Source organism: Pseudoalteromonas sp. AOP31-A2-14 (assembly GCF_052378035.1).
GTDB lineage: Bacteria > Pseudomonadota > Gammaproteobacteria > Enterobacterales > Alteromonadaceae > Pseudoalteromonas.
The window spans coordinates 56,681-77,928 of the sequence record NZ_JBQSXI010000003.1 but is presented as its reverse complement, the minus strand read 5'-3'; the positions used below and the strand labels follow the sequence as shown (position 1 = coordinate 77,928).

20 protein-coding genes and 3 pseudogenes are annotated in these 21,248 nt (G+C 38.6%); 8 read left to right on the top strand and 15 right to left on the bottom strand.

The features are described from left to right. Positions 1-43: 43 nt before the first annotated feature. Both ACT3S9_RS19425 and ACT3S9_RS19420 read right to left on the bottom strand, forming a co-directional pair. Complete coding sequence (locus ACT3S9_RS19425) at positions 44-448, bottom strand: TetR family transcriptional regulator (protein WP_192532726.1); 405 nt, start codon at positions 446-448, stop codon at positions 44-46. After that, on the bottom strand, positions 441-611 hold the full coding sequence (locus ACT3S9_RS19420) for a hypothetical protein (RefSeq protein WP_443490311.1): 171 nt from the start codon (positions 609-611) through the stop codon (positions 441-443). The genes ACT3S9_RS19425 and ACT3S9_RS19420 overlap by 8 nt, the downstream gene beginning before the upstream one ends. A 161-nt stretch (positions 612-772) precedes the next feature. Between ACT3S9_RS19420 and ACT3S9_RS19415 the strand changes: the two genes are divergently transcribed. Beyond that, a protein-coding gene (locus tag ACT3S9_RS19415) for an IS3 family transposase (RefSeq protein ID WP_086962489.1) occupies positions 773-1,932 on the top strand; the annotation gives its coding sequence in 2 pieces (ribosomal slippage) (positions 773-1,046 and positions 1,046-1,932; 1,161 coding nt in all). A gap of 24 nt (positions 1,933-1,956) precedes the next feature. Here the strand turns inward: ACT3S9_RS19415 and ACT3S9_RS19410 are convergent. The 3 genes and pseudogenes from ACT3S9_RS19410 to ACT3S9_RS19400 all read right to left on the bottom strand — a co-directional run. After that, the gene (locus ACT3S9_RS19410) at positions 1,957-2,382 is read right to left on the bottom strand and encodes a hypothetical protein (protein WP_444751161.1); all 426 of its coding nucleotides are present in this window, start codon (positions 2,380-2,382) and stop codon (positions 1,957-1,959) included. 146 nt (positions 2,383-2,528) lie between these two features. Further along, positions 2,529-3,464: pseudogene (tnpC, locus tag ACT3S9_RS19405) on the bottom strand (IS66 family transposase); the annotation flags it as partial. 31 nt (positions 3,465-3,495) lie between these two features. Beyond that, positions 3,496-3,660, bottom strand: a pseudogene (locus tag ACT3S9_RS19400) (IS3 family transposase); the annotation flags it as partial. A gap of 90 nt (positions 3,661-3,750) precedes the next feature. Between ACT3S9_RS19400 and ACT3S9_RS19395 the strand changes: the two are divergent. Further along, positions 3,751-4,719 (top strand): IS30 family transposase, encoded by a 969-nt coding sequence (locus ACT3S9_RS19395; protein WP_086959932.1) that lies wholly within the window; start codon positions 3,751-3,753, stop codon positions 4,717-4,719. A 25-nt stretch (positions 4,720-4,744) separates the two neighbouring features. On the opposite strand, the pseudogene ACT3S9_RS19390 reads toward ACT3S9_RS19395, so the two are convergent. From ACT3S9_RS19390 to ltrA, 3 genes and pseudogenes are all read right to left on the bottom strand, one after another. Continuing rightward, a pseudogene (locus ACT3S9_RS19390) lies at positions 4,745-5,062 on the bottom strand (transposase); the annotation flags it as partial. A gap of 134 nt (positions 5,063-5,196) precedes the next feature. Next, a protein-coding gene (locus ACT3S9_RS19385) for an IS3 family transposase (protein WP_086962489.1) occupies positions 5,197-6,356 on the bottom strand; the annotation gives its coding sequence in 2 pieces (ribosomal slippage) (positions 5,197-6,083 and positions 6,083-6,356; 1,161 coding nt in all). Between the two features lie 67 nt (positions 6,357-6,423). Further along, a complete protein-coding gene (gene ltrA, locus ACT3S9_RS19380; protein WP_444751160.1) occupies positions 6,424-7,368 on the bottom strand; it encodes a group II intron reverse transcriptase/maturase in 945 nt (314 codons plus the stop codon). A gap of 683 nt (positions 7,369-8,051) precedes the next feature. Between ltrA and ACT3S9_RS19375 the strand changes: the two genes are divergently transcribed. After that, positions 8,052-8,588 carry a DUF7010 family protein gene (locus ACT3S9_RS19375; RefSeq protein WP_193039215.1) on the top strand — a complete coding sequence of 179 codons (537 nt, stop codon included), beginning with the start codon at positions 8,052-8,054 and terminating at the stop codon, positions 8,586-8,588. Positions 8,589-8,693: 105 nt separating this feature from the next. Beyond that, the gene (locus ACT3S9_RS19370) at positions 8,694-9,023 is read left to right on the top strand and encodes a hypothetical protein (RefSeq protein ID WP_193039214.1); all 330 of its coding nucleotides are present in this window, start codon (positions 8,694-8,696) and stop codon (positions 9,021-9,023) included. A gap of 300 nt (positions 9,024-9,323) precedes the next feature. On the opposite strand, the gene ACT3S9_RS19365 is transcribed toward ACT3S9_RS19370, so the two are convergent. Both ACT3S9_RS19365 and ACT3S9_RS19360 read right to left on the bottom strand, forming a co-directional pair. Further along, entirely contained in the window at positions 9,324-10,298 is a 975-nt protein-coding gene (locus tag ACT3S9_RS19365; protein WP_193039213.1) for a transposase, read from the bottom strand. Between the two features lie 73 nt (positions 10,299-10,371). After that, positions 10,372-10,638 (bottom strand): hypothetical protein, encoded by a 267-nt coding sequence (locus ACT3S9_RS19360; RefSeq protein ID WP_226898110.1) that lies wholly within the window; start codon positions 10,636-10,638, stop codon positions 10,372-10,374. 667 nt (positions 10,639-11,305) lie between these two features. Between ACT3S9_RS19360 and ACT3S9_RS19355 the strand changes: the two genes are divergently transcribed. Together ACT3S9_RS19355 and ACT3S9_RS19350 are read left to right on the top strand one after the other, a co-directional pair. Next, entirely contained in the window at positions 11,306-11,491 is a 186-nt protein-coding gene (locus ACT3S9_RS19355; protein ID WP_024594843.1) for a hypothetical protein, read from the top strand. A 268-nt stretch (positions 11,492-11,759) separates the two neighbouring features. After that, entirely contained in the window at positions 11,760-13,202 is a 1,443-nt protein-coding gene (locus ACT3S9_RS19350) for an IS1182 family transposase (protein ID WP_443488188.1), read from the top strand. A 695-nt stretch (positions 13,203-13,897) separates the two neighbouring features. On the opposite strand, the gene ACT3S9_RS19345 is transcribed toward ACT3S9_RS19350, so the two are convergent. From ACT3S9_RS19345 to ACT3S9_RS19335, 3 genes are all read right to left on the bottom strand, one after another. Further along, positions 13,898-14,365, bottom strand: a complete 468-nt coding sequence (locus ACT3S9_RS19345) for a hypothetical protein (RefSeq protein WP_193039003.1) — start codon at positions 14,363-14,365, stop codon at positions 13,898-13,900. Between the two features lie 597 nt (positions 14,366-14,962). Next, positions 14,963-15,310, bottom strand: coding sequence for a type II toxin-antitoxin system RelE/ParE family toxin (locus ACT3S9_RS19340; protein WP_024608499.1), 348 nt, complete (start codon positions 15,308-15,310; stop codon positions 14,963-14,965). Next, positions 15,294-15,569, bottom strand: coding sequence for a prevent-host-death protein (locus tag ACT3S9_RS19335; protein ID WP_024608500.1), 276 nt, complete (start codon positions 15,567-15,569; stop codon positions 15,294-15,296). The genes ACT3S9_RS19340 and ACT3S9_RS19335 overlap by 17 nt, the downstream gene beginning before the upstream one ends. Positions 15,570-15,821: 252 nt before the next feature. Here ACT3S9_RS19335 and ACT3S9_RS19330 point away from each other — a divergent pair, with 252 nt between their 5' ends. After that, positions 15,822-15,995, top strand: a complete 174-nt coding sequence (locus tag ACT3S9_RS19330) for a hypothetical protein (protein ID WP_158001147.1) — start codon at positions 15,822-15,824, stop codon at positions 15,993-15,995. Positions 15,996-16,989: 994 nt separating this feature from the next. After that, a complete protein-coding gene (locus tag ACT3S9_RS19325; RefSeq protein ID WP_193039002.1) occupies positions 16,990-17,865 on the top strand; it encodes a DNA replication terminus site-binding protein in 876 nt (291 codons plus the stop codon). Between the two features lie 62 nt (positions 17,866-17,927). Here ACT3S9_RS19325 and ACT3S9_RS19320 read toward each other — a convergent pair whose 3' ends face one another. Continuing rightward, the gene (locus ACT3S9_RS19320) at positions 17,928-19,487 is read right to left on the bottom strand and encodes an ATP-binding cassette domain-containing protein (protein WP_192532416.1); all 1,560 of its coding nucleotides are present in this window, start codon (positions 19,485-19,487) and stop codon (positions 17,928-17,930) included. After that, positions 19,484-21,088, bottom strand: coding sequence for an ATP-binding cassette domain-containing protein (locus tag ACT3S9_RS19315; protein ID WP_444751159.1), 1,605 nt, complete (start codon positions 21,086-21,088; stop codon positions 19,484-19,486). Before ACT3S9_RS19315 ends, ACT3S9_RS19320 begins: the two co-directional genes overlap by 4 nt. Positions 21,089-21,248: the final 160 nt, after the last annotated feature.

Genomic DNA, 21,248 nt, shown 5'->3' with positions numbered 1-21,248 from the left:
AAAGTAACCTTAATTTGAAATTATTAACATTAAATTCAGGCAGTTAGCTGTATATTAGTTGCGTTACATTGCTATTGTCCGCAAGAACATTGCTCAGAGCCATGTTTTTTCGTATTAACGTAGCATTTTGTGATTGAACTTTAGCGAGCATAGCTTTCAATTCTGCCACCTCAGACCGCAACTCTCGATTGCGGTCTTTGTATTTATTAAGTTCAGTTTGTTTGGCATCACGTTGCTGTCGAATATCTTTGTTTACACCGCCTTTAATACGCTCTAATAGTTCAGGGCAATCACGGTGAATCAATGCTCGACTTACACCTGCTTCTTCGGCAACGGCAGCGACACTCATTTTGCGTTTATGAGAAACAGTATTTGGACGACCTTTTTCGATTCGAACAATGGCAAGTCGAACCGCTTTATGTGTCGCTTTTTCTTTCTGGTTAGACATTTATCACCTCGATATTCTCTCTTTCGTTAATCTCTTGCTTCATAGCTTCAACATCAATACCCAATGCCACTAGAACCTTTTCACAGCGTTCCATGCCTTTTTTTACCGCCGCTCTACCAGCTTCACCAATATCATCCAATTGCATCAGTTTCATTTGCTGCACTAGCATTCCCTCCCAATAGGGCAGGTGTCGCTTATCTACAATGCCGCTTTCACAGCTATCAGGCTTACCACACTTACACTCATCATCATTGGTGCTGTAATGGTCTAATGAAACTGGACAGGTTTATAGCGTAAAATGAGCTAAACCCAAAAGGTATCACTATGACCAGAAAATCAAAAGTAACACTCAGTGCACAACAAAAACTTGAATATGCCAAATTAATGGTAGAAGAAGGTTATACCAATAAGCAAATTGAAGAGATGTCTGGCGCAGGAAAGTCAGCAGTATCACGTTGGAAGCAACAATATCTATCTGAGCTAGATGGTAAGAGCCCGGGAAATGTACAAGCACTCACACCAGAACAGCAACGTATTCAATTGCTAGAGAAGCAGCTACAGCGAGCTTTAAGGGATAATGATATATTAAAAAAAGCCACCGCTTTCTTCATTCGCGACAATCAAAATTTAAAGTAATTAAAGCGTTGAAGAAAGCGACCCCAAGCTATACGGTATCTGAGTTGTGTCGTGCTTTAGAAGTCAGTACAAGTAGTTATTACTATGCGCCCGTCGCGCCAAATAAGTCAGAGCAGGCACTGCTGGAGTTAATTAAATCTATCGCTGACGATTCTGGTTATACGTATGGTAGACGCAGAGTGAACGTTGAACTGAATGCGTTAAATCATACGATTGGAATATATAAAACAGCGGCACTGATGAAAAAGTTGAATATAAAAGCCATCAGGCCGAAGAAAAAACATTACTACCCTAACTCAGGTGATGAACATAAGTACGCACAGAACCTCTTAAAACGAGAGTTTAACCCTGATTCACATAACACGCATTGGGTCGGTGATATTACCTATATCAGGAACCATCAAGGGTGGAGCTACTTGGCCTGTGTGTTAGACTTATCAACGAGGGAAGTTGTAGGGTATGCCTTATCAACAAGCCCAAATGCTGAATTGGCTATAGCAGCATTGAATAATGCTATTAAGCGTCAACAGCCGGTTCTTAATCAACTGATGTTTCATTCCGATCAGGGGTGTCAGTATTCTGCGGCCTCGTTTAGAGCTCGGTTATCACAACTAACTATAACGCAAAGTATGAGTCGTCGAGGTAATTGTTGGGATAATGCAGTAATGGAGCGATTTTTTAGAAGTTTAAAAACAGAGCGACTGAATCGCCTGTCATTTATAAATCATCATTCAGTTATAAGTGAGGTGGACAATTATATTCAGTTTTACAATTACAAACGTAGGCATTCTACGCTTAATTATATGACGCCACATCAGAAATATAATGAATTAAAAAATGCCGCTTAGAATCTCTACAGAATTTGTTGACCATTACATACACCACCCAATACCTGTTGAGCGAATTGGTATGGAGCTAGAGTATGCCTTTGCCATAGCACTAAGAGAGCCAAAAGATTTAATTAACTCTTTATCCTCACGGACTTTCATGATGTTTTGAGCTATGTCGCCACCAGTGATAGGCATGTCTAGTTCAAACCAATCTTGCTTAATTTCTTCTTCAACCAGATATTTCTCTCGAAGCATTTCTTCAAACAATTCAGCATCAAAAGCATCATTAAAGGCATACAAAGTGGTCATGGTAATTGACCAATGTTTAAAGTGGTCTTTTAATGCTCTCAAGTCACCTAATTCAGAGTGAACCGCATAATTAGCAAAGGTACGTCTGAATTGGTGCGCTGATAGGTTCCAATTATTCCCTATTTGTTCACATAAGTTTGGCAACCTAGTGTTAGTCATTGCCACCCCTGACAATAGGTAAATTGCGTTTCCTTTTCCCCGGTTTTTCGATAGGCAGATGTGGTTTGAGATTTCCTCAAGTCGATGTGCTTCCACATGATCGTTGCTTGCTTTCGCTTTTAGTGTAAACGTCCGGTGATCATCACCTAGATATTGATATTCCAAGGCAATAATTGTTCTATGTCTGGCTCAGGCTGACAAAGCTCATCGAGGCAATGCATGATGTAATCAAATGGCGTTAAGCCGTTGGATCTTGCAGTTTCGATGATGCTGTATAGGTGAGCGCTTGCTATTGCGCCGCGTGAGGTTTGGCTAAACATCCAGTTCTTACGGCCAATAACAAATGGTTTGATAGCACGCTCGGCGCGGTTATTGTCGATATTAAGCTGACCATTTTCAAGGTAAACTATAAGTTTATGCCATTGATTAGCGAGATAGGTTGCTGCCTCTGCTAACTTGGTTTTCCCGACTAAACGTGGCTGGTTTTGCTCTAGCCATTTATGCAGTTTATCGATAATAGGTTTCGCTTGCTCTTGCCTTATTTCATGCTTTTGTTCTGGTGTTTTATCGTTGAGTTTTGATTCAATGCCGTACAGTTTTTGAATAAGACTCAAGACTACGTCGGCTTTGCCTGTCTTGTTTTTACCCTGCACGTGTTTTGCTTCTATAAATTTACGACGTGCATGGGCCCAGCAACCAACGAGTGTTGATTGCGTTTGTGCATACGCTTGATAACCATCAACCTGTAAATAGCCCGAATAGCCATCCAGATAATTAACCACACAGGAAGCTGCCCGACTGTTTTGATAGTCGTAAAGCACAATGTTTGGTATTGGGTTGTGTTTATTTATAGCCGATGGCGAATCCGTGCCGGTACAATATAGCCACATGTAACTTTTTACTTTGTCGGCGTTGACCACATTGACCGTCGTTTCATCGGCATGTATCGCAGGCTGTTTAAGTAACGCGTGTTTCAGTCGTTGTATCAGCGGTTCAAACAAGGTAGCGGATGCGAGTACCCAGTCACTCATGGTTTTACGGCTAAGCTCAATGCCGTATTGCTTGAACATCGACTCTTGTCTGTTGTAATGGTCAACTAATTTTAGAGAGATTCTAAGCGGCATTTTTTAATTCATTATATTTCTGATGCGGTGTCATGTAATCAAGCGTCGAATGCCTGCGTTTGTAATTATAAAACTGAATATAATTATCTACTTCATTTATCACTGAATCATGATTTATAAATGAAAGACCATTCAAACGCTCTGTTTTTAAACTCCCCTAAATTCGGATAATAAGTGCAATTTCTCAGATTAGATGGCCAGCTGTTATAATTCGGCCATTTTCTCGCCAAAGGAAATTGCTTTAATGAAATATAAACAGCTGACACAAGAAGAAAGATACCAGATTTACGCGTTAATAAAAGCAGGAAATAACCAAAAGCAGATAGCTGAAGAACTAACTCGTTCACCGTCATCTATTTCTAGAGAGCTAAAACGCAATAAAGGACTTAAAGGCTATCGGCCTAACCAAGCCAATAACTTTGCTGAACAAAGACGTAAGTCATCTTTCAAAGCAAGTAAGTTAACAGAGGACGTCACTCACTGGATTAATAAATTGTTGCATGACGGACTTTCCCCTGAGCAAGTGGCAGGCCGCTTAGCTTTAGAGAAACAGGTCGTTTTACATCATGAAACAATTTATCAATATATTTACAGAGACAAGGCTCGTGGTGGCAAGCTACATAAGACACTCACTCGTGCATGTAAAAAGTATAAAAAACGCTATGGAAGCTATGATAAACGTGGACAGATAGTTAATCGAGTCAGCATTGATGAACGCCCAAGTATTGTGGATTCAAAGTCTAGGATTGGTGATTGGGAGGGCGATACAGTGATAGGTAAAGGGCGTAAAAATGCGCTTGTCACAATGGTTGAACGTAAAACGTTATATACAGTCGTTCACAGAATTGAAAGCAAGCATGCGAAAATAACAGCCGATGCGCTGATCACGTGTATGACACCATATAAAGGTAAGGTTATTACCGTGACGTTAGATAATGGAAAAGAGTTTGCTCACCATGAGCATGTTGCACAAAAATTAGAAGCTGATGTGTATTTCGCTCATCCCTATTCATCATGGGAGCGGGGCATAAATGAGAATACCAACGGCTTACTTAGACGCTTCTTCCCCAAGGGAACTGACTTTATGGCGCTAAGTGAAGCAGAGATACAGGCGGCAGTTGATAAGCTCAACCATCGGCCAAGAAAAACAAGAGGGTATAAAACCCCTCATGAATTATTTACGGGGCAATCAGAAGTTCTGGTGGCTGCATAATGATTGCACTTAATACTTGAATTCAAGTCCTAAAAAAACGCTCCATAACGGCATTATCCCAACAATTACCTCGGCGACTCATACTTTGTGTTATCGTCAGTTGTGATAACCTCGTTCTAAACGAGGCCGCTGAATACTGACAGCCTTGATCTGAATGAAACATCAGTTGATTAAGAACCGGCTGTTGGCGCTTAATTGCATTACTTAATGCTGCTTTAGCTAGTTCAGCATTAGGGCTTTTTGATAAAGCATAACCTACAATTTCTTTCGTTGATAAATCTAACACGCAGGCCAAATAACTCCACCCTTGCTGGTTTCTAAGTAGAGTAAGAGACAGAACGTAGTCGAACTATTTTTCTGCCTCTCCTCTCCGAACCGTACGTGCACCTTTCAGCGCATACAGCTCTCCGCTTAATTGTGGCTTACAGCCATTACAACATCGCTGTAGTGTAATGGTCAACAAATTCTGTAGAGATTCTAAGCGGCATTTTTTAATTCATTATATTTCTGATGTGGCGTCATATAATTAAGCGTAGAATGCCTACGTTTGTAATTGTAAAACTGAATATAATTGTCCACCTCACTTATAACTGAATGATGATTTATAAATGACAGGCGATTCAGTCGCTCTGTTTTTAAACTTCTAAAAAATCGCTCCATTACTGCATTATCCCAACAATTACCTCGACGACTCATACTTTGCGTTATAGTTAGTTGTGATAACCGAGCTCTAAACGAGGCCGCAGAATACTGACACCCCTGATCGGAATGAAACATCAGTTGATTAAGAACCGGCTGTTGACGCTTAATAGCATTATTCAATGCTGCTATAGCCAATTCAGCATTTGGGCTTGTTGATAAGGCATACCCTACAACTTCCCTCGTTGATAAGTCTAACACACAGGCCAAGTAGCTCCACCCTTGATGGTTCCTGATATAGGTAATATCACCGACCCAATGCGTGTTATGTGAATCAGGGTTAAACTCTCGTTTTAAGAGGTTCTGTGCGTACTTATGTTCATCACCTGAGTTAGGGTAGTAATGTTTTTTCTTCGGCCTGATGGCTTTTATATTCAACTTTTTCATCAGTGCCGCTGTTTTATATATTCCAATCGTATGATTTAACGCATTCAGTTCAACGTTCACTCTGCGTCTACCATACGTATAACCAGAATCGTCAGCGATAGATTTAATTAACTCCAGCAGTGCCTGCTCTGACTTATTTGGCGCGACGGGCGCATAGTAATAACTACTTGTACTGACTTCTAAAGCACGACACAACTCAGATACCGTATAGCTTGGGGTCGCTTTCTTCAACGCTTTAATTACTTTAAATTTTGATTGTCGCGAATGAAGAAAGCGGTGGCTTTTTTTAATATATCATTATCCCTTAAAGCTCGCTGTAGCTGCTTCTCTAGCAATTGAATACGTTGCTGTTCTGGTGTGAGTGCTTGTACATTTCCCGGGCTCTTACCATCTAGCTCAGATAGATATTGTTGCTTCCAACGTGATACTGCTGACTTTCCTGCGCCAGACATCTCTTCAATTTGCTTATTGGTATAACCTTCTTCTACCATTAATTTGGCATATTCAAGTTTTTGTTGTGCACTGAGTGTTACTTTTGATTTTCTGGTCATAGTGATACCTTTTGGGTTTAGCTCATTTTACGCTATAAACCTGTCCAGTTTCATTAGACCATTACAATTACATCTGCACTTGAGCGTAACGGAAGGTAAACCCGAGAAATTTCGAGCCTGATACGGGACCGACTCGACTTTTCGATTCATTCACTTTGAGTTTTAATCGCTGAGTGATAAACGCAGTAATTTCCCGTTGGATTATGAGTCCTTCGCTTTTCATTTTTACTAAAATGATTATGTCATCAGCGTAACGTGCAAACTTAAGGTGTTTGTAGGTTAGCTTCTTATCTAATTCATCGAGTAAAATATTGGAAAGTAAAGGGGATAATGACCCACCTTGAGGGACTCCTTTGGTTGACTCAAACCACAGACCCGTTTCGCGCTCTGCTATCCCCGCTCGGAGGTATTTACCAAGTAGGCGCATAAGTGCTTTGTCTTTGACTTTACGACCAACACGATTCATCAGCATGTCATGGTTTACTTCATCAAAGAACTTAGACAAGTCAATATCAACTGCTGTTTTATAACCTTGTTTAACACAAGATTGAACATGATTTACTGCTTGGCTGGCTCTTTTATGAGGGCGATAACCATAACTATGTGGTGAAAATAGAGGCTCAAAGTAAGGGCTAATCACTTGAGCAATAGCTTGTTGGATTACTCTGTCAATAACAGAAGGGATCCCAAGCATTCGCTCACCGCCATCGGGTTTGGGTATCATCACGCGTTTGACTGGCAAGGGTTGATAAGTGCCGCTAAGTAATTGTTGTTTAATACCCAGCCAATGTAACTTAGCGAAGTCATTAAATTCCTCAATACTCATATTATCAATACCCGCAGCCCCTTTATTGCGCTTAACATGTTGCCATGCTGCACCAATGTTGTGGTTGCTCAGTACCCTTGCCATCAGGTCACGATCTGTTTTGTTGTATTCATTCGAGGTATTATTCACAGTCGAACGCTGTTCATCACTATCACAACACGGTGATCTATGTGAATTCAAGTTCATTTGTAGTATCTCCTCTGGTTAAGATGTTCAGGCCTTCACCGTGTCCCCTCCATTACGATGGGCGTTTGGCTACTATGCCGTCTGCTGACTTCTGATAAATCACTCTAGCGATTACTCGATAAAGCGCGTCGAAACTAACGCTTATTTACTGCTATTTCGCTCGCTGTAGGTCGCAGCAACCAAAGCGCCAAGGGTTTGAACAACCAGTCCCTAACTGGTAATCTCCAAGCGTTAGCGCGGATGCGTGTTTATCAGATATCCCCGAATAAGGAGCATCGACTTTCTCTGCACAACTGCATCATTTACGGTGGCCGTTAGATCACATGACTTCGCTATCTTGTACTAGCTCGTCTCCAGCCTACGCCTCATATGATGTTTTTGTTCATCAGCTCACAGATTTGCTAGCGGCTTCCTCTAGACTATCTCTCGCGATTTAGCCCTTGCCATTCGCTAGTAGTTATCGTTTAATAACAGTGTGTTATTTAAACGGTGATCTTCCTACAGAGGACTTTCACCTCATAAGTCAATGCCCATGTCGGGCGTACACAAGTCATTCAAAAGGACACAAAACAGCAGGCTTGTGCTCCTTCGTCGCCAATTTTAGCCTGCTATTTTGTGCCGTTTACGGCAAGCGTTATGTGCTTCAATAAGTCTGAGCATTACTCAAGCAAGGAGAAAGTATTTTGACATTAGATGAATACAGAATAGAATTTGAACAATCTTCAAACAGATCTATTTCAATGCCGGTTGCTGGAACCATTATTTGGGGTTTAGTTGGGCTTTTAAGTACACAATTTAGCGCAAATATTTCTATATATATTCTACTTTTTGCAACAGGCGGTATTTTTCCTATAGCTTTAGTAATTGCTAAATTTAGAAAAGAGAACTTAGTTTCCTCATCCAACCCTTTAGCAAAGCTAATGGGCCTATGCATAGTGATGGTTAATCTTCTTTGGGCTGTCCATATTCCATTACTTTTAAATGCACCTGAATTTGTTCCTTTGAGTTTAGGCGTTGGCTTAGGACTTCATTGGGTAGTATATTCTTGGATCGTTAAACACCCTGTTGGCTTAATTCATGCTGTGCTAAGAAGTATTTTAATTGTAGCCGCTTGGTATTTATTCCCTAACAGTAGTATTTTAGCTATCTCTTGCGTTATCGTTTTAACTTATTTAATAAGCATTTATCAAATGTTAACCAGGAATATGATAAGAACATAACAAACACCTAAACTCCGACAATGTAAAGTTGTCATAGTTTTGGCAAACAAAAAACCACGCCAACACATTGCGTGTTATACGGTTGTTAGTTTTTAAAGGAGTCGAATGACCATTAAAATATTAGGATGGTTTTCAATAATCATAACAACTCTTGCACTAGCACCAAGTATTGTACCTGGAGCCATGTCAATATTAGCTTTTTATCTATCTTTGGGGGCTTTAATTATCTCTATATCAACTATAAAATCGGCGGGTGTTTTCTACTTCAAAACAACTGCTATTATAGTTTGTGTTGGGATGTTAGTTGTTAATGATTACCTTCGTTTTTATGGCTCACTTCCACAAGCTACGTGGGCTGAAAAGATAGGGTTGTATGCTTTTTATATAGTAATTTGTATTACAGGTTTTTTTAAAGCCAAAAAGTATTGTAAATAATAAAAACTAACAAGAACTTCAAACGGAAAAAACACAAGGAAATTTATGATTCAGTGCACTCGCTGTGAACATTAAAAAGATGTTTTTAGCTTTTCTTTATCTGCACTCCCATTTTACTTTAAATGTACAAATTGTAACCTTACATATTCAGCCAAGATAACGTGGCACTATATGATTGTGACGAGCTAAAACAGCCTTGTTTTATATCTTCCTCTAAAAGCGCAGCGTCTTTTCGCCCTCTTTGTGCATAAATCACTAAAAGACCTTACTTAGCAAAGAGAATTGAAAAACCAAAAGGGGTCAAATCTTGACTTCAGACATCAAACAATCTCGAAGTTTTTCTAATTGTAATTCAACCTTCTTATCTTCAATCATTAATGCATTTAATCTACCGACAGTTTTTGATATCGCCGAATAGTGTTTAACATTAAAAACATCTGCTAATGCCTGCAAATTTAATCCCGTTAAATCTTGGCATAATTTTATAGCAAACCAGCGTGGTAAATTTTTCTCTTTTCGCCCCTTTTTAACCGTTATAATCTCATCAACTTCAACATTAAAGTGTTTAGCTAAGTAAGCTATAACATCATCTGCTGAGCGTTTTTTACTAACAAGCTTTCTTTCGCTATCTGATTTAGCAATATAGTCTTTTATGTTTTCAATAAAGTCCTCACAACCCAAAACCGACAATAACTTTTTAGCACTATAAAAAGCGCTTATTTCTTTATTGTTTTCATATTCAACAAATTGCTTATAAGCAGCATATTTACGCTTTTTGCCTTGCAGCGAAAATATAAAGTCTCGAACGAGCCATTTAGGCGTCGATCCCCTTTTAATGAAAGCTGGATAACTAGACCATTTATACTTAGCAAGCTCTTCTACCAACGGTATGTTCGTTTCAATTGGGTTACGATGAATATACCGACTAACATGCAATAAATAGTTATCAGCATCCACCAGCACCGCTTTGTAGCGCCCTCTAAACAGCGCACCATCGGTGTTATGTACTCTATTAAAGTATTGGGTGTAAAGGCCATTAATATGCTTCATGGCTCGGCCTAAATTTGCATCAGGGGTTTTGATTAGCAGGTGGTAATGATTGGTCATTAAACAATATGAATGCACTTCAATATTAAAGCGAAAACTTGCTTGCTCAATACAATGTAAAAAATACTTAAAGTCGTTATCACTTAAAAAGATATTTTCGCGCCCTCTCCCTCGATTCATTACATGATAAAACGCATTTTCATACTCTATTCGCAGCGGCCTAGACATAGTAATTCACTCAATGAGTAGTAAACTATAAATCTAGACCTTTGATGTCTGAAGTCAAGATTTGACCCCTTTATTATGCGTTTTTTAGAATGTTGGAACTATGGAGCTTAGATAAATGCCAATATTCGCTATTGCCAGAGCTTGCTTTACACTGATGGTGTTCGTATGAGTCATCATTATTGCCTATTACCAAGTCAACTCCGACCTCATCATCCCCAATAGGCTCTACAATCACATAACTTATCTTTTCTTGTAACAGCCGCAATAACTGATATGCAACCCAATTAGATTCATACCTGTTGCCAAGCTTTTCTGCATATCCACCTGCTTCTAACGCCATACTGTCTTTTCTCAACATAACCTTACACATCAGTAAGATATGGCATATATCCTATTTTTACAATTATTCTTCTAGTATCTGTGACAATTTAGGGACAGGTGACGACTTAAGTATTCAGTTCATAAAGTTAGTAAGGCCTGAAGCATGTCGATATTTTAGTATTAGAAAAAGTAACTTAAATTACGAGCTTTTAATTTAGCGTTCAATCTTATTCTGGCACGTTTTGGGGCAAAAGTTTGTTAGAACAAAAGGCAGACTGCGATAAATAGCATCGAAAAGTTTCAAACTTTATTGCCATGGTTTCGGTATTTATTGTCGAGTTTCATACTTTAATGTTATGCATACTTAAAAGTGTAACATCTCCTTTAATGGTTAATATCTGCGGTTGTAAGGGTGAACTGAACTAAAGCATAGTTCTTATAGAGGTAGTACTTTCTGTGCTGATTGGAATCTAACAGAGGCGATGTTGCCAAACTCATTTCTGCCCCATAATGAGTTAACGTAATTACTCTAAGGGGCTTTGAGCAAACAGCGGTCATTGGAAAAGTTAAATTTATTCTAGTGCTTTGAGTAGAAATCTAATTTTGTCCAATAACATTATTAAACGCCGTTTTGGTGTGTTATAAGCTGTTAGTAAGACACGAATATTTCGCATATGGAGTTGCCAATGAATAACGAAACAAATAACCCTCGCATTAAAGAAGATGTTGAGCCAAAAGACCTAATTAAAATGCAAACTGAAGTCGGTTTAATTGAATCAATGCTTCAGTCGAAGACGCTCACAGCTATAGTCATCATTGCAATTATTTTGTTGGGTGGCTTTTTCATGTTCTTGTCCAAGGTGACAGGTTAGCCGCAACAGAATGTATTGCTAACAAGCATCTAAATCCTACATTGCCGGCAGCCACACTTTTAGCAAGCAACGCAAAAAGCCCGCCAGTGCAAGGCGTATTAGGCGAGCGTTAACAATGTCCGCAATTGGCACAGACTGTGTGAAAACTCTGATCACCTTTTGGTCTAAGTATGTTCTGCTTATGATCTATTAATCTATACATTTAGTTCACTTAATATACTGATATTTATATAATTAGACTATTGATTCAGTTGAGGGTTGAGGCAGTATGTCAAAGTTTATAAGCGGTGAAAGTCGTGACCAATCAACGTTATTTCCAGAATCGTTGGAAGATTACGTCAGTGAAGATAATACGGTCAGAGTGATTGATGTTTTCATTGAGGAACTAAATCTAGCTGAATTGGGGTTTAAAGGATTAACTTTAAAGTCCACAGGCCGCCCTAAGTATCATCCAGCCACATTATTAAAACTGTATCTTTATGGTTACCTCAACCGTATTCAATCATCCCGCCGATTAGAAACCGAATGCCAACGCAATATTGAACTGATGTGGCTACTTGGTAAGTTGGCACCCGACTTTAAAACGATTGCTGATTTTAGAAAAGACAACGGAGATGGTATAAAAAATGTGTGCAAAACGTTTGTTGAAGTCTGCCGTCGTCTGAATATGTTTGAGAAACCCGTTGTTGCCATCGATGGTAGTAAGTTTAAAGCTAGCAACAACAAAGGCAATAATTTTACGCCAAGCAAAGTTAAATTTCACATCGACCGAGTCGAAAAGAACATTGAACGTTATCTTGAATTACTTGATGAAGCCGATAAAGAGCAAGCTAACGTCACAAAAATTAAAGCCACAAAAGAGAGACTAGCTGACTTTCGCAGCCAGTTAAAAAAACTATACGAGATTAAAGAACAAGTTGAAGCTCATCCTGATAAGCAAATATCCACTACTGATCCTGATTCACGTTTAATGAAAACTCAAGGTTTTACAAGAGTTGTGAGTTATAACGTGCAAAGTGCGGTTGATACCAAGCACCACCTTATAGTGGCGCATGAGGTGACCAACGTGCCAGATAGAGGCCAGCTTGCGTCAATGACAAAACTCGCACAAAAAGCATTGCGCAAGGAAGATATAAGGGTATTAGCAGATAAAGGTTACTTCAGTCAGCCCGATATAAAAGATACTATCGATTTGGGTGCAGAGCCAATCATGCCCAAGACGGATACATCGTCCTCTGAAAAGAAAGGGATATTTAACCGCTCACTCTTCAAATACGATGCAAATAAAGATATTTACTTATGCCCCGCTGGTAATGAACTTCAAAATCGAATGCAGGTATTTGAGCAAGGTAAATACCTTGATGTTTACTTCAATCACATTGCTTGTCGAGATTGTAAAATAAGAAGTCAGTGCACTAACTCTAAAAAAGACCCTAGGCGAATAAGGCGGTGGGTGCATGAGATTCTGACAGAAGAAATGCTTCAAAAGCTAAAGAATGAACCTGAATTGATGCTTCATCGCAAGCAAACTGTTGAGCACCCCTTTGGCACAATTAAACTCTGGATGGGAGCTACCCACTTACTAACACGAGGTTTAAAAAGCGTGAGTACAGAAATAAGTCTTCATGTTCTGGCTTACAACTTCAGAAGAATGCTCACAATTATGGGAGTTAATGGTCTAAGTAAAGCGATTAGAGTAGCGTTGCTATAGCAGTTTCGCTCGCGCGGAGAAAATTGTGATACTGAGAAAAAATCGATCGCAACCATCCTAGATGGTTTTAAACTAAGAACATACCAAGACAATTTATTAAAAATTAGTTTTTACACAGTCTGGGCACAGAGCCGTCCTTCGGCTTTAACTTATTTCTGTCCAAAAACAAGCTTGAGCGACAGTCTGTTTCTGTCACTTTCTTTCTTAGTTAAGCCTACTTTATTCTCCACATTTACCAAACTCACTTATTAAACCAATAAGATTGCCTTTTTCTGGGGCGTATAACGTATTTATTATTAATGTTCCGCTCTTATCATCAAAAGCAACGTTCAAATGATTTCCGCTTTTTTCAACGCCTTTATAAATTTTGTCGCCGTTAGTTGATTTTTCGAGCTTTAACCATTCAGTTTTGTTGGTTTCAATATCAACCCTTCCAAGTGAAATGTATCATTAATTCTTATTGAAACAGGATAAGTTTGAAAATATGTATTCTTAGTATTGCTAGAAACTTGATCAAGGTTTAAGGATGCTTTATTGGTGGCCAATGACACCGACCAGTCACCGCTTTGATTTGCAGATATATTACACTCAATGACCTTTGAATATGCGAATGTAGGCATTATGAGTATCACCACTATAACTTTTATCCAGCTTTCATGCTTTCTCTTTTGTAAAAATTATTAATATTAGCTTTTCTAATTTATTATTTTACCATCTTGGCTTCTTAAAACAGTAATCCACGGGTCAGGTTTTTTAAGTTGCTTAATTTCGGCATCTTTTATCGCCGCAGACTCTAACCACAATAATGTTCCATCACTAGCTTTGACTTGCGCCAATTCTCTGCCTTTATAATAAGATTTATTTAAAAATCCATAAATAATATTACCTTCCCTAAGAGAGAAGCAGTGTTTATCAATACCTCTTTCTTTTGGTTTGATACCGCTATCCAATTCGTCTATTAGCTCTTCCCAGTGCTTTTTATTAGGGCATGCAGAAACACCGAATTTAAAAGAAAGGTACCTTGGTTCCTCTTTAAGCTCATCAAAGCATTTGCTACGGTCATCTGTATTTTTATATGCATTACATATTTGGTCTGCTATTGAGTTATTTGGGAAGCTTGAAAAGGGCAAAAAAGCAATTATTAATATTATGATGGCTTTCATTGAATAATCCTTATAATCCACAGTGCTGAAGTTTTATTTATTAAGTTGTGTAAGTGTACTGCTAATTAAGTAATCAATGAAAGTTAAGTTTAAAGAGCAATACTATTTTCTTCAGTGCGGATATATCTTAAATCTAATTTTTTAGCTTTGGCCCTAGTTTCTACAGATAGCCTCCATTAAAAATGGGGGGATTACCGAGGCTTTACAGCAAAGAAATACACAATGGGAAGCTTTGAATTCAGAGGGCAGACTAGCGTTTAGGCAAAATGAATATAAAAAAATAGTAGAATCACTTGTAAGTAATTCTCCAGGAGAAAATGATGCAATATGTTTTCATGCAGGGGTTGAATTGTTTGAAAATGACAGGACACCACGCCACCATTATATTCAATCGTCTTTTGATTCAAATGTATGCCAAAATAACAAAACCACTTCAACGAGAAGACCATGAAACAAGAGAAATATTAGAGCTGTTTTACAAAAAATATTGTAGAACATAAAGGCCAATAGCACTTCTGGGGAGCAATACATCGTTTAGAGGATCAGCCGACATCCTTTTTCGCGCGCCTGTTAGGGCGCAAGAAAATAAAAAAGTTCTTAAATATGCATCAGACAGTAGTCTGTCAGGGCCCTTTCTATATCTTGTTTTTGTGATAAAAATACATCAGCCACTACTTTACTTTCATCTTTTATGACGCGGTATAGTATTCGAATGCCGCCTTTGTTGTACTCTCTCCATGTTTTAATTCCAAGCTCTTGCATTAGAGGCGGTGATATTTGGCAAGATTCCGGTGCTCGTTTTATTCTTTCCTCAAAGTCATCTATTATTTTCTCTATTTTACTAATAACTTCTATTTCAGTTGAGTAGTATGATAGATGATTGATTAGGTTTTCCGTTGTCTTATAAAATGATTCGGTGTATTCAATCTCAAATTTTTGCGTCATTATTTATTTTCTCCGCTTCAAGTTTACGATTGGCTAATCGTTTCTTGAATGAAGCACTAGACATAACTCTGTTGTTTTTTGAATCTTCTACAGAGAATGATAAAAGCTTCAATAAAGCGACCGCTTCATCTCTTCTTTTCTTCTCTGCAAATGACTCAATAACAAACGATGGGATTCCGTTCTGAGTTATAATCATAGGCTCATCAAGTGTTAAAGTAGCCGCATTTTTCTTTAGGTAGCTGATAGTCTCAACTCTCATGGTATTCACCTTTTTATTTGTTCCAAATTAAGCACGAAGTATTCAACTGCTTACTTAAATTATAGCATGAGAATAATAAAAGACTAAATTTAGTCTTTATTTAGGCTTCCCCACAAGGTGTATATCTTTATTTTAAGGTTTATCCACGAGTACCTTAGGGTAAGTCTTTTTGTGTGTAGATTTTTTTAGTTGATATACTCCTCCTAAAGAAGAATAAATAAGGATTCTATTCGTGACGTTTTTAATGAGTATGTGACAGAAGAGTGGTTTGGTTTATCGTTTAAAGAGGGGGTTTGGGCGCGGGTATTCCAAGTGTTTCATGCATTATTATTTGTTCTACTTGCTATGCGTGGATTTGTAATAGGTCTTGTTATTGCAATGATTGTTGGGGCGGGTATCTTCGTACAGTGGCTTATTTTTGGATGAAGTTTTAAATAAAACTTTTCCTATACTTAGTGTTATATCCTATTTTCATAGCTAATCATTTTCCCGTTACTTCAATTCCACTGCATCCCTACTTTAAATCATAAGTTCAAAATGTTTAATAGTTTATCGCATTAGGACTAGTTAGTCATGTTGCCATTAAATGCATTAATACTTGTTAAACATATAATTTATTAGCTTTTAAGGCTGCCAGGAAGTGGGGTAAGAGTTTTAAATGGTGTTGTGTTAGCCATTGCTATTGCTTTTACCTTAGGTGGTGCTGAGGGGGGGGGGCTAGCTACTCAGGCTAAGCGACTTTAGAGTAATTAGGGATCACTCTTTAACTAACCTAACGCTGGACATTTAACAATGAGCCAGATTAGAGCACTATTAAAACAAGCTTGCTTTACCATAAGAAAACTGAGAAATCGAATTGCACACCATGAGCCTATTTTTAATCAAAATACCTTATTGGATGTATACCCACTAATTGAAACAACCGTTGAAATGCGGTGTACAAACACCAGATGTTGGCTAAAGTAAATAGAACAGGTCAATAACCTACTTCAAAATCCAGTGATTTAAAACAATTGAAAACTAATCAACAAGACATATTTGATAGGTAAAAAATTTCCGTTTTCAAACAAATAGCAAACCGTAAAGGTTGGATTTTTGAAGATATTGGAAATCAAAGAGACATTGATGCGGATACGGATTTAAGTGGTAAGGCTCATCTAGACCATCATGCATTTAAGGGTTTCTAATAACACCCCCTTAACCCCGAGCTTCTTCTCAGCCAACCTCATTGCCTTTTCTATTTTATCTCTCTTTTTCTCTCTCTTTCTCATTCTAATCTCAGGGCGAGGCCAGCCAAAGTAGTACCACAAAAGTTAATATTAAAAGAATTACATGGTTAACTTCCATTATATTGCATGATGGTCTAGTCTTAGGCTATTAACTGTACTCTGTGCTTTCACAACAAATAATGAACCATACTATGCCTTTTATCACTGACCGGTTTGATGAGTTGAAAAACAATATCCGTTCTCTCAATACAATCCTCACACATACGCAACCATTGGCCGCTCTTGCCTACCCACTACCCTGTACCTCAAAGGGAATGGAAAGTGAACCGGTTAAATATATTGCAGCAGAAGAACATACCGGACATAAGGCTGTTGAACTCGCGGCATCCTGCTACCAAGACCTTTACATACAACCAGGCTATTCACAAAAATCAGCGCGGCGCACTGTCGGCGTTATTTGGCTCTCCCCTGCCCAAAACCCAACAAGCATTACTATCCCTGAGCTGGTGGATAAAATAAACGCGGCAAAAACGGATATCGAAAACCATATCATTCAAACGTATGAAACAAGGCAAGACCGGTTTGAAGCGCTTCGCGCAGAGTGCCCTGGTATTATGACCATGCACCTATATAGGCATATTCGATGTTATTCAGAGCAAAACATTCAATCAATTCGGTTCGCCTGGCAAAGAAAAGACTCGCTATCTAAGCCGGTTAAAAAAGACCTTTTACTTAAAATTGAAGAGGAATTTGATAGATCGGGGTCTGAATACCGCGTACCTCTTGAGCAATTGATCAATAGAATTAAGCAAACTCCTGGGGAGCTGCTTAGGATACGCAGGCAGGTTCGCGTCCAACCGGCAGCAAATATACGCTTTGATGCCGGAATAAAAACAGTAACAGCACCAATGCCGATAATCATAATTCAAAGTAATGAGCTTAAGCTTAAAGCTTTAACTGATTTTGATGCTAAATCACAAAGAAAAATACGATCAGACAAAGCGGTATCAGAAGTTATCGGCTCCTTTGGTGGGGTAACGATTGAAGCATATAATTTTCTAATTTAACTAACGGGTGAATATAGCCTTCAAAATAAATTAAGCCAACCAACAATGTGGCTCAACTTTTATCACAAATGAATTATTTGTTCTGGTTTCCAAATATCGCCTGAGTTATGGGTGACAACTAATAAAGTGCATTTGAGTTCTTGTAATTGTTTTATAATAGACGCCTCTGTTTGAGGGTCTAGTGCTGATGTTGCTTCGTCAAGAATAACAATAGGTGCATTTTTGATAATAGCTTGAGCGAGTGCCAGACGTTGTCGTTCACCGCCAGAAAGCGCTGCTCCATATTCGCCGACAGTTTGATTGATCCCTAATGGTGAACGGTCAAGTAAATTACCTAACATCATTGCCCGTGCGATTTTTTCTACTTCTTGATCACTTGCATCGGGTTTACTAATTCGAATATTACTCGCAATTGTGCCACTAAAAATGACGGGGACTTGAGGTACATAAGCAAAAAAACTTGCTCGCTGTGACAGTGGTATTGTTTTTAGCCATGTTGTGCCGATTTTAATATAACCGTGCTTAGGATCATCAAAACGCATTAGTAAATGCAATAATGTGGTTTTGCCTTTACCGCTAGCACCATTGATTAAAACCCGCGTCCCTTGATTTATGATGCATGAAAAATCATTAAAAATAGGCGGATAACTAATATCCTCTATCGAGACAGTAAAGTTTTCAACTAATACTTGTTGTGTTGAATCAAGCTCTGGCAATGTTGGTGCGGCTAAAATTTCGCGGTAATTTTTATATGCAGCATATTGATCATTCACACTTAGTGCGGCGAGGGCTAGTGCTTCTATTGGGAAAGTCGCACGAAGTGCTAAAAGCATGACTACGAAATAAAGCTCGTTTTGTTTAACATCGGTTAAATATAAAAATAATAATGCACCGAGACACGGTAATATTACGGCAATAGTAGAGCAAAATGTTGCCAGCGCAGCTGCTGTATTTGTTTTAAATAGCGCAATACTTTGGGCTGACCATGCTTGTTCTACTCTTGTTGTTGCATTTTCACACCCTCCTGCAGATCGTAGTAATTCAAGGTGTTCAACTAACTCAAGTGCCGCATGTGTGGCTTCGACTTCGGTTTGATTTCTTTGCTGATCTGTTTTTGCTAAAGCTTGCTGAGCACGATACTGTATAAATAATGATAGGTAGAGTAACCCGCCGAATAATAATCCTACTTGAAAATTAACAACCCAAAATATAGCAAGTGTGATAACAATGGGCACTAACGGGGCATGTATAAAATGTTGCAGTTGGTGTGCAGGAATACTCATAAAGCCTGGTATTTGCTGAGTGTTGAGTTTTAATAATTGTGATCTATTATGAGTTGTAAACCAGGTTACTTTAATACGACTTATGATGGTTGAAATACTATTATAAAGCGCATTAGCAAGCTTTGCGCCAGTATGGAACCCTGCACTTGTGACCAGTGATGTTAAAAGTACAGTCAGTACCCCAAGAATAATGATAAGAGCAGTTGGCCACTGTTTTAGGATTGCACAGGCGATGGCGATATAACTCAATGACTCTAGTAGAGCGACAGCGCACCAGCCGAGAGAAACGGGAATTAGTTTTTTAAATGCGTGATCTTTCAACACAGAATATAAACTCATAGTTTTTCTCCACATAGGGTGTCTTTTGTCATGTAAATATGTTCGTTGGCTTGCGCCGCAAGAGTATGATCGTGAGTGACCATGATGATGATTTTTTGTTGGGTTTGCGCGTAGCTTTTTAATTGCTTAATACAGCGCATTGCTGTTTTTTCATCTAATGCGCTGGTTGGTTCATCTAATAAAATAACTTTAGCTTTGCTTAAAAATACACGTGCTAAATGTAGGCGTTGCTTTTCACCACCAGAGAGTAAGCTAGCACTGTGTGATAATGAGATAGGTAACTGCGCTTGTTCTAACGCATTATTATAGTGTTCGTCTGTTGTATTGGGCTGAGTTAATGCGAGGTTTTCTTTTACACTGGCGTCAAGCACAGGTAATTGTTGTGGTAATAACAGTGCTAAACGTGACCATGCTTGCTCGCTTAATGGAGAGCAGTCTTCTCCTTGATATAATATTCTTCCTTTATATGAGGGCTCAAACCCCGAAAGGGCGCGTAATAAACTCGACTTACCAATACCACTTACCCCGCTAATGGCCAACAAAGTGCCACTTGATACAGCAAAATTAATGCGTTGTGTCATCAATTGCGCCGTGATCTGTAAACTCAACTGTTCAACGATTAAAGAACCACTTCCAGTCACTAAATTTGTCTTTTGGCCAAAAGGGATTACAGGTGTTTGTAAGAAATCTTCAATACGTTTTGCTGCGGCCTTTCCTGCGCGGACATAATCTAAGCCATGACCTAACTTTAATGCTGGAGTGACAATTGCTAAGCTAAAAAACAATAATGAAGCGAGCTCTTCTATTGGCCAATTTCTACCGACTGAATATGCAATTGTAAACGTTGCAACCGCTTGTAGCATGGAAGTTGCAAAAGCCACAACACCAGATACGCGTTTTATACGAGAGCTGATATTTTTTATAAAGTGAGTTGTGGCATGCTTGAATTGATTTAGCGGGCCTGAGTTCGTTATATATGTTCTATATGTTGTAACACCGTTGCTGTATTCATTCAGTGACGTGGTTATTTCAGCCATAACATCAAAGCGTTCAGTTTGTTGTTTCGCTGTCAGTTTGGGAATAACTACTAAATAACACATTGCCGCTATGAGCCCCGGTAATAGCACAACTAACGCGATTAATCGTGTCTCTACAAGTAAAAAAGCAACCGTTAGGCAAGGTAAAATCAATAAGTTTGCTACCTCAGTGGGTAAGTGCGCTATCAAATGATGCATTGCAGTAATATCATCTCCTAATAGCCGTTTTAGGTTATCACTTTTATAATTAGCGAGTTGATGTGCCGGTAGTCTTGTAAGGTGAGTGGCTACTTTACGCCGTAATTTTTCTGAAAATTGCGCTTCTGAAAAATGAGAGAGCCAAGCTGATAATGCAAATAAAAGGGCGCTTACACACCAATATACACTGGCAAAAATTAACCAATGTGCTGAGTCTTTTCCACCAATTAATTGAATAATATACCAAATAGCAAGTAAACCTGAAACTCCTGCTAATACGGCACATAACACACCAAACAATAGCATGGGTAAGGAGGGAGCTAGTATCGAAAAAAGCTGATTGCTTTTTTTAAAATCAAACAACATATGACAGACCTTTCGCTAAAAATAAAGCTAATACAAAGTGTTGGTTTAAGAAGATATTTAAACCGTAAAAAAGTAAGTTTGAATCATTTATCAACGTGGTGTTGATAAATGATGCGAGAGATAGTAATCTAAATGAAATTTATTATCAACAACGTAATGG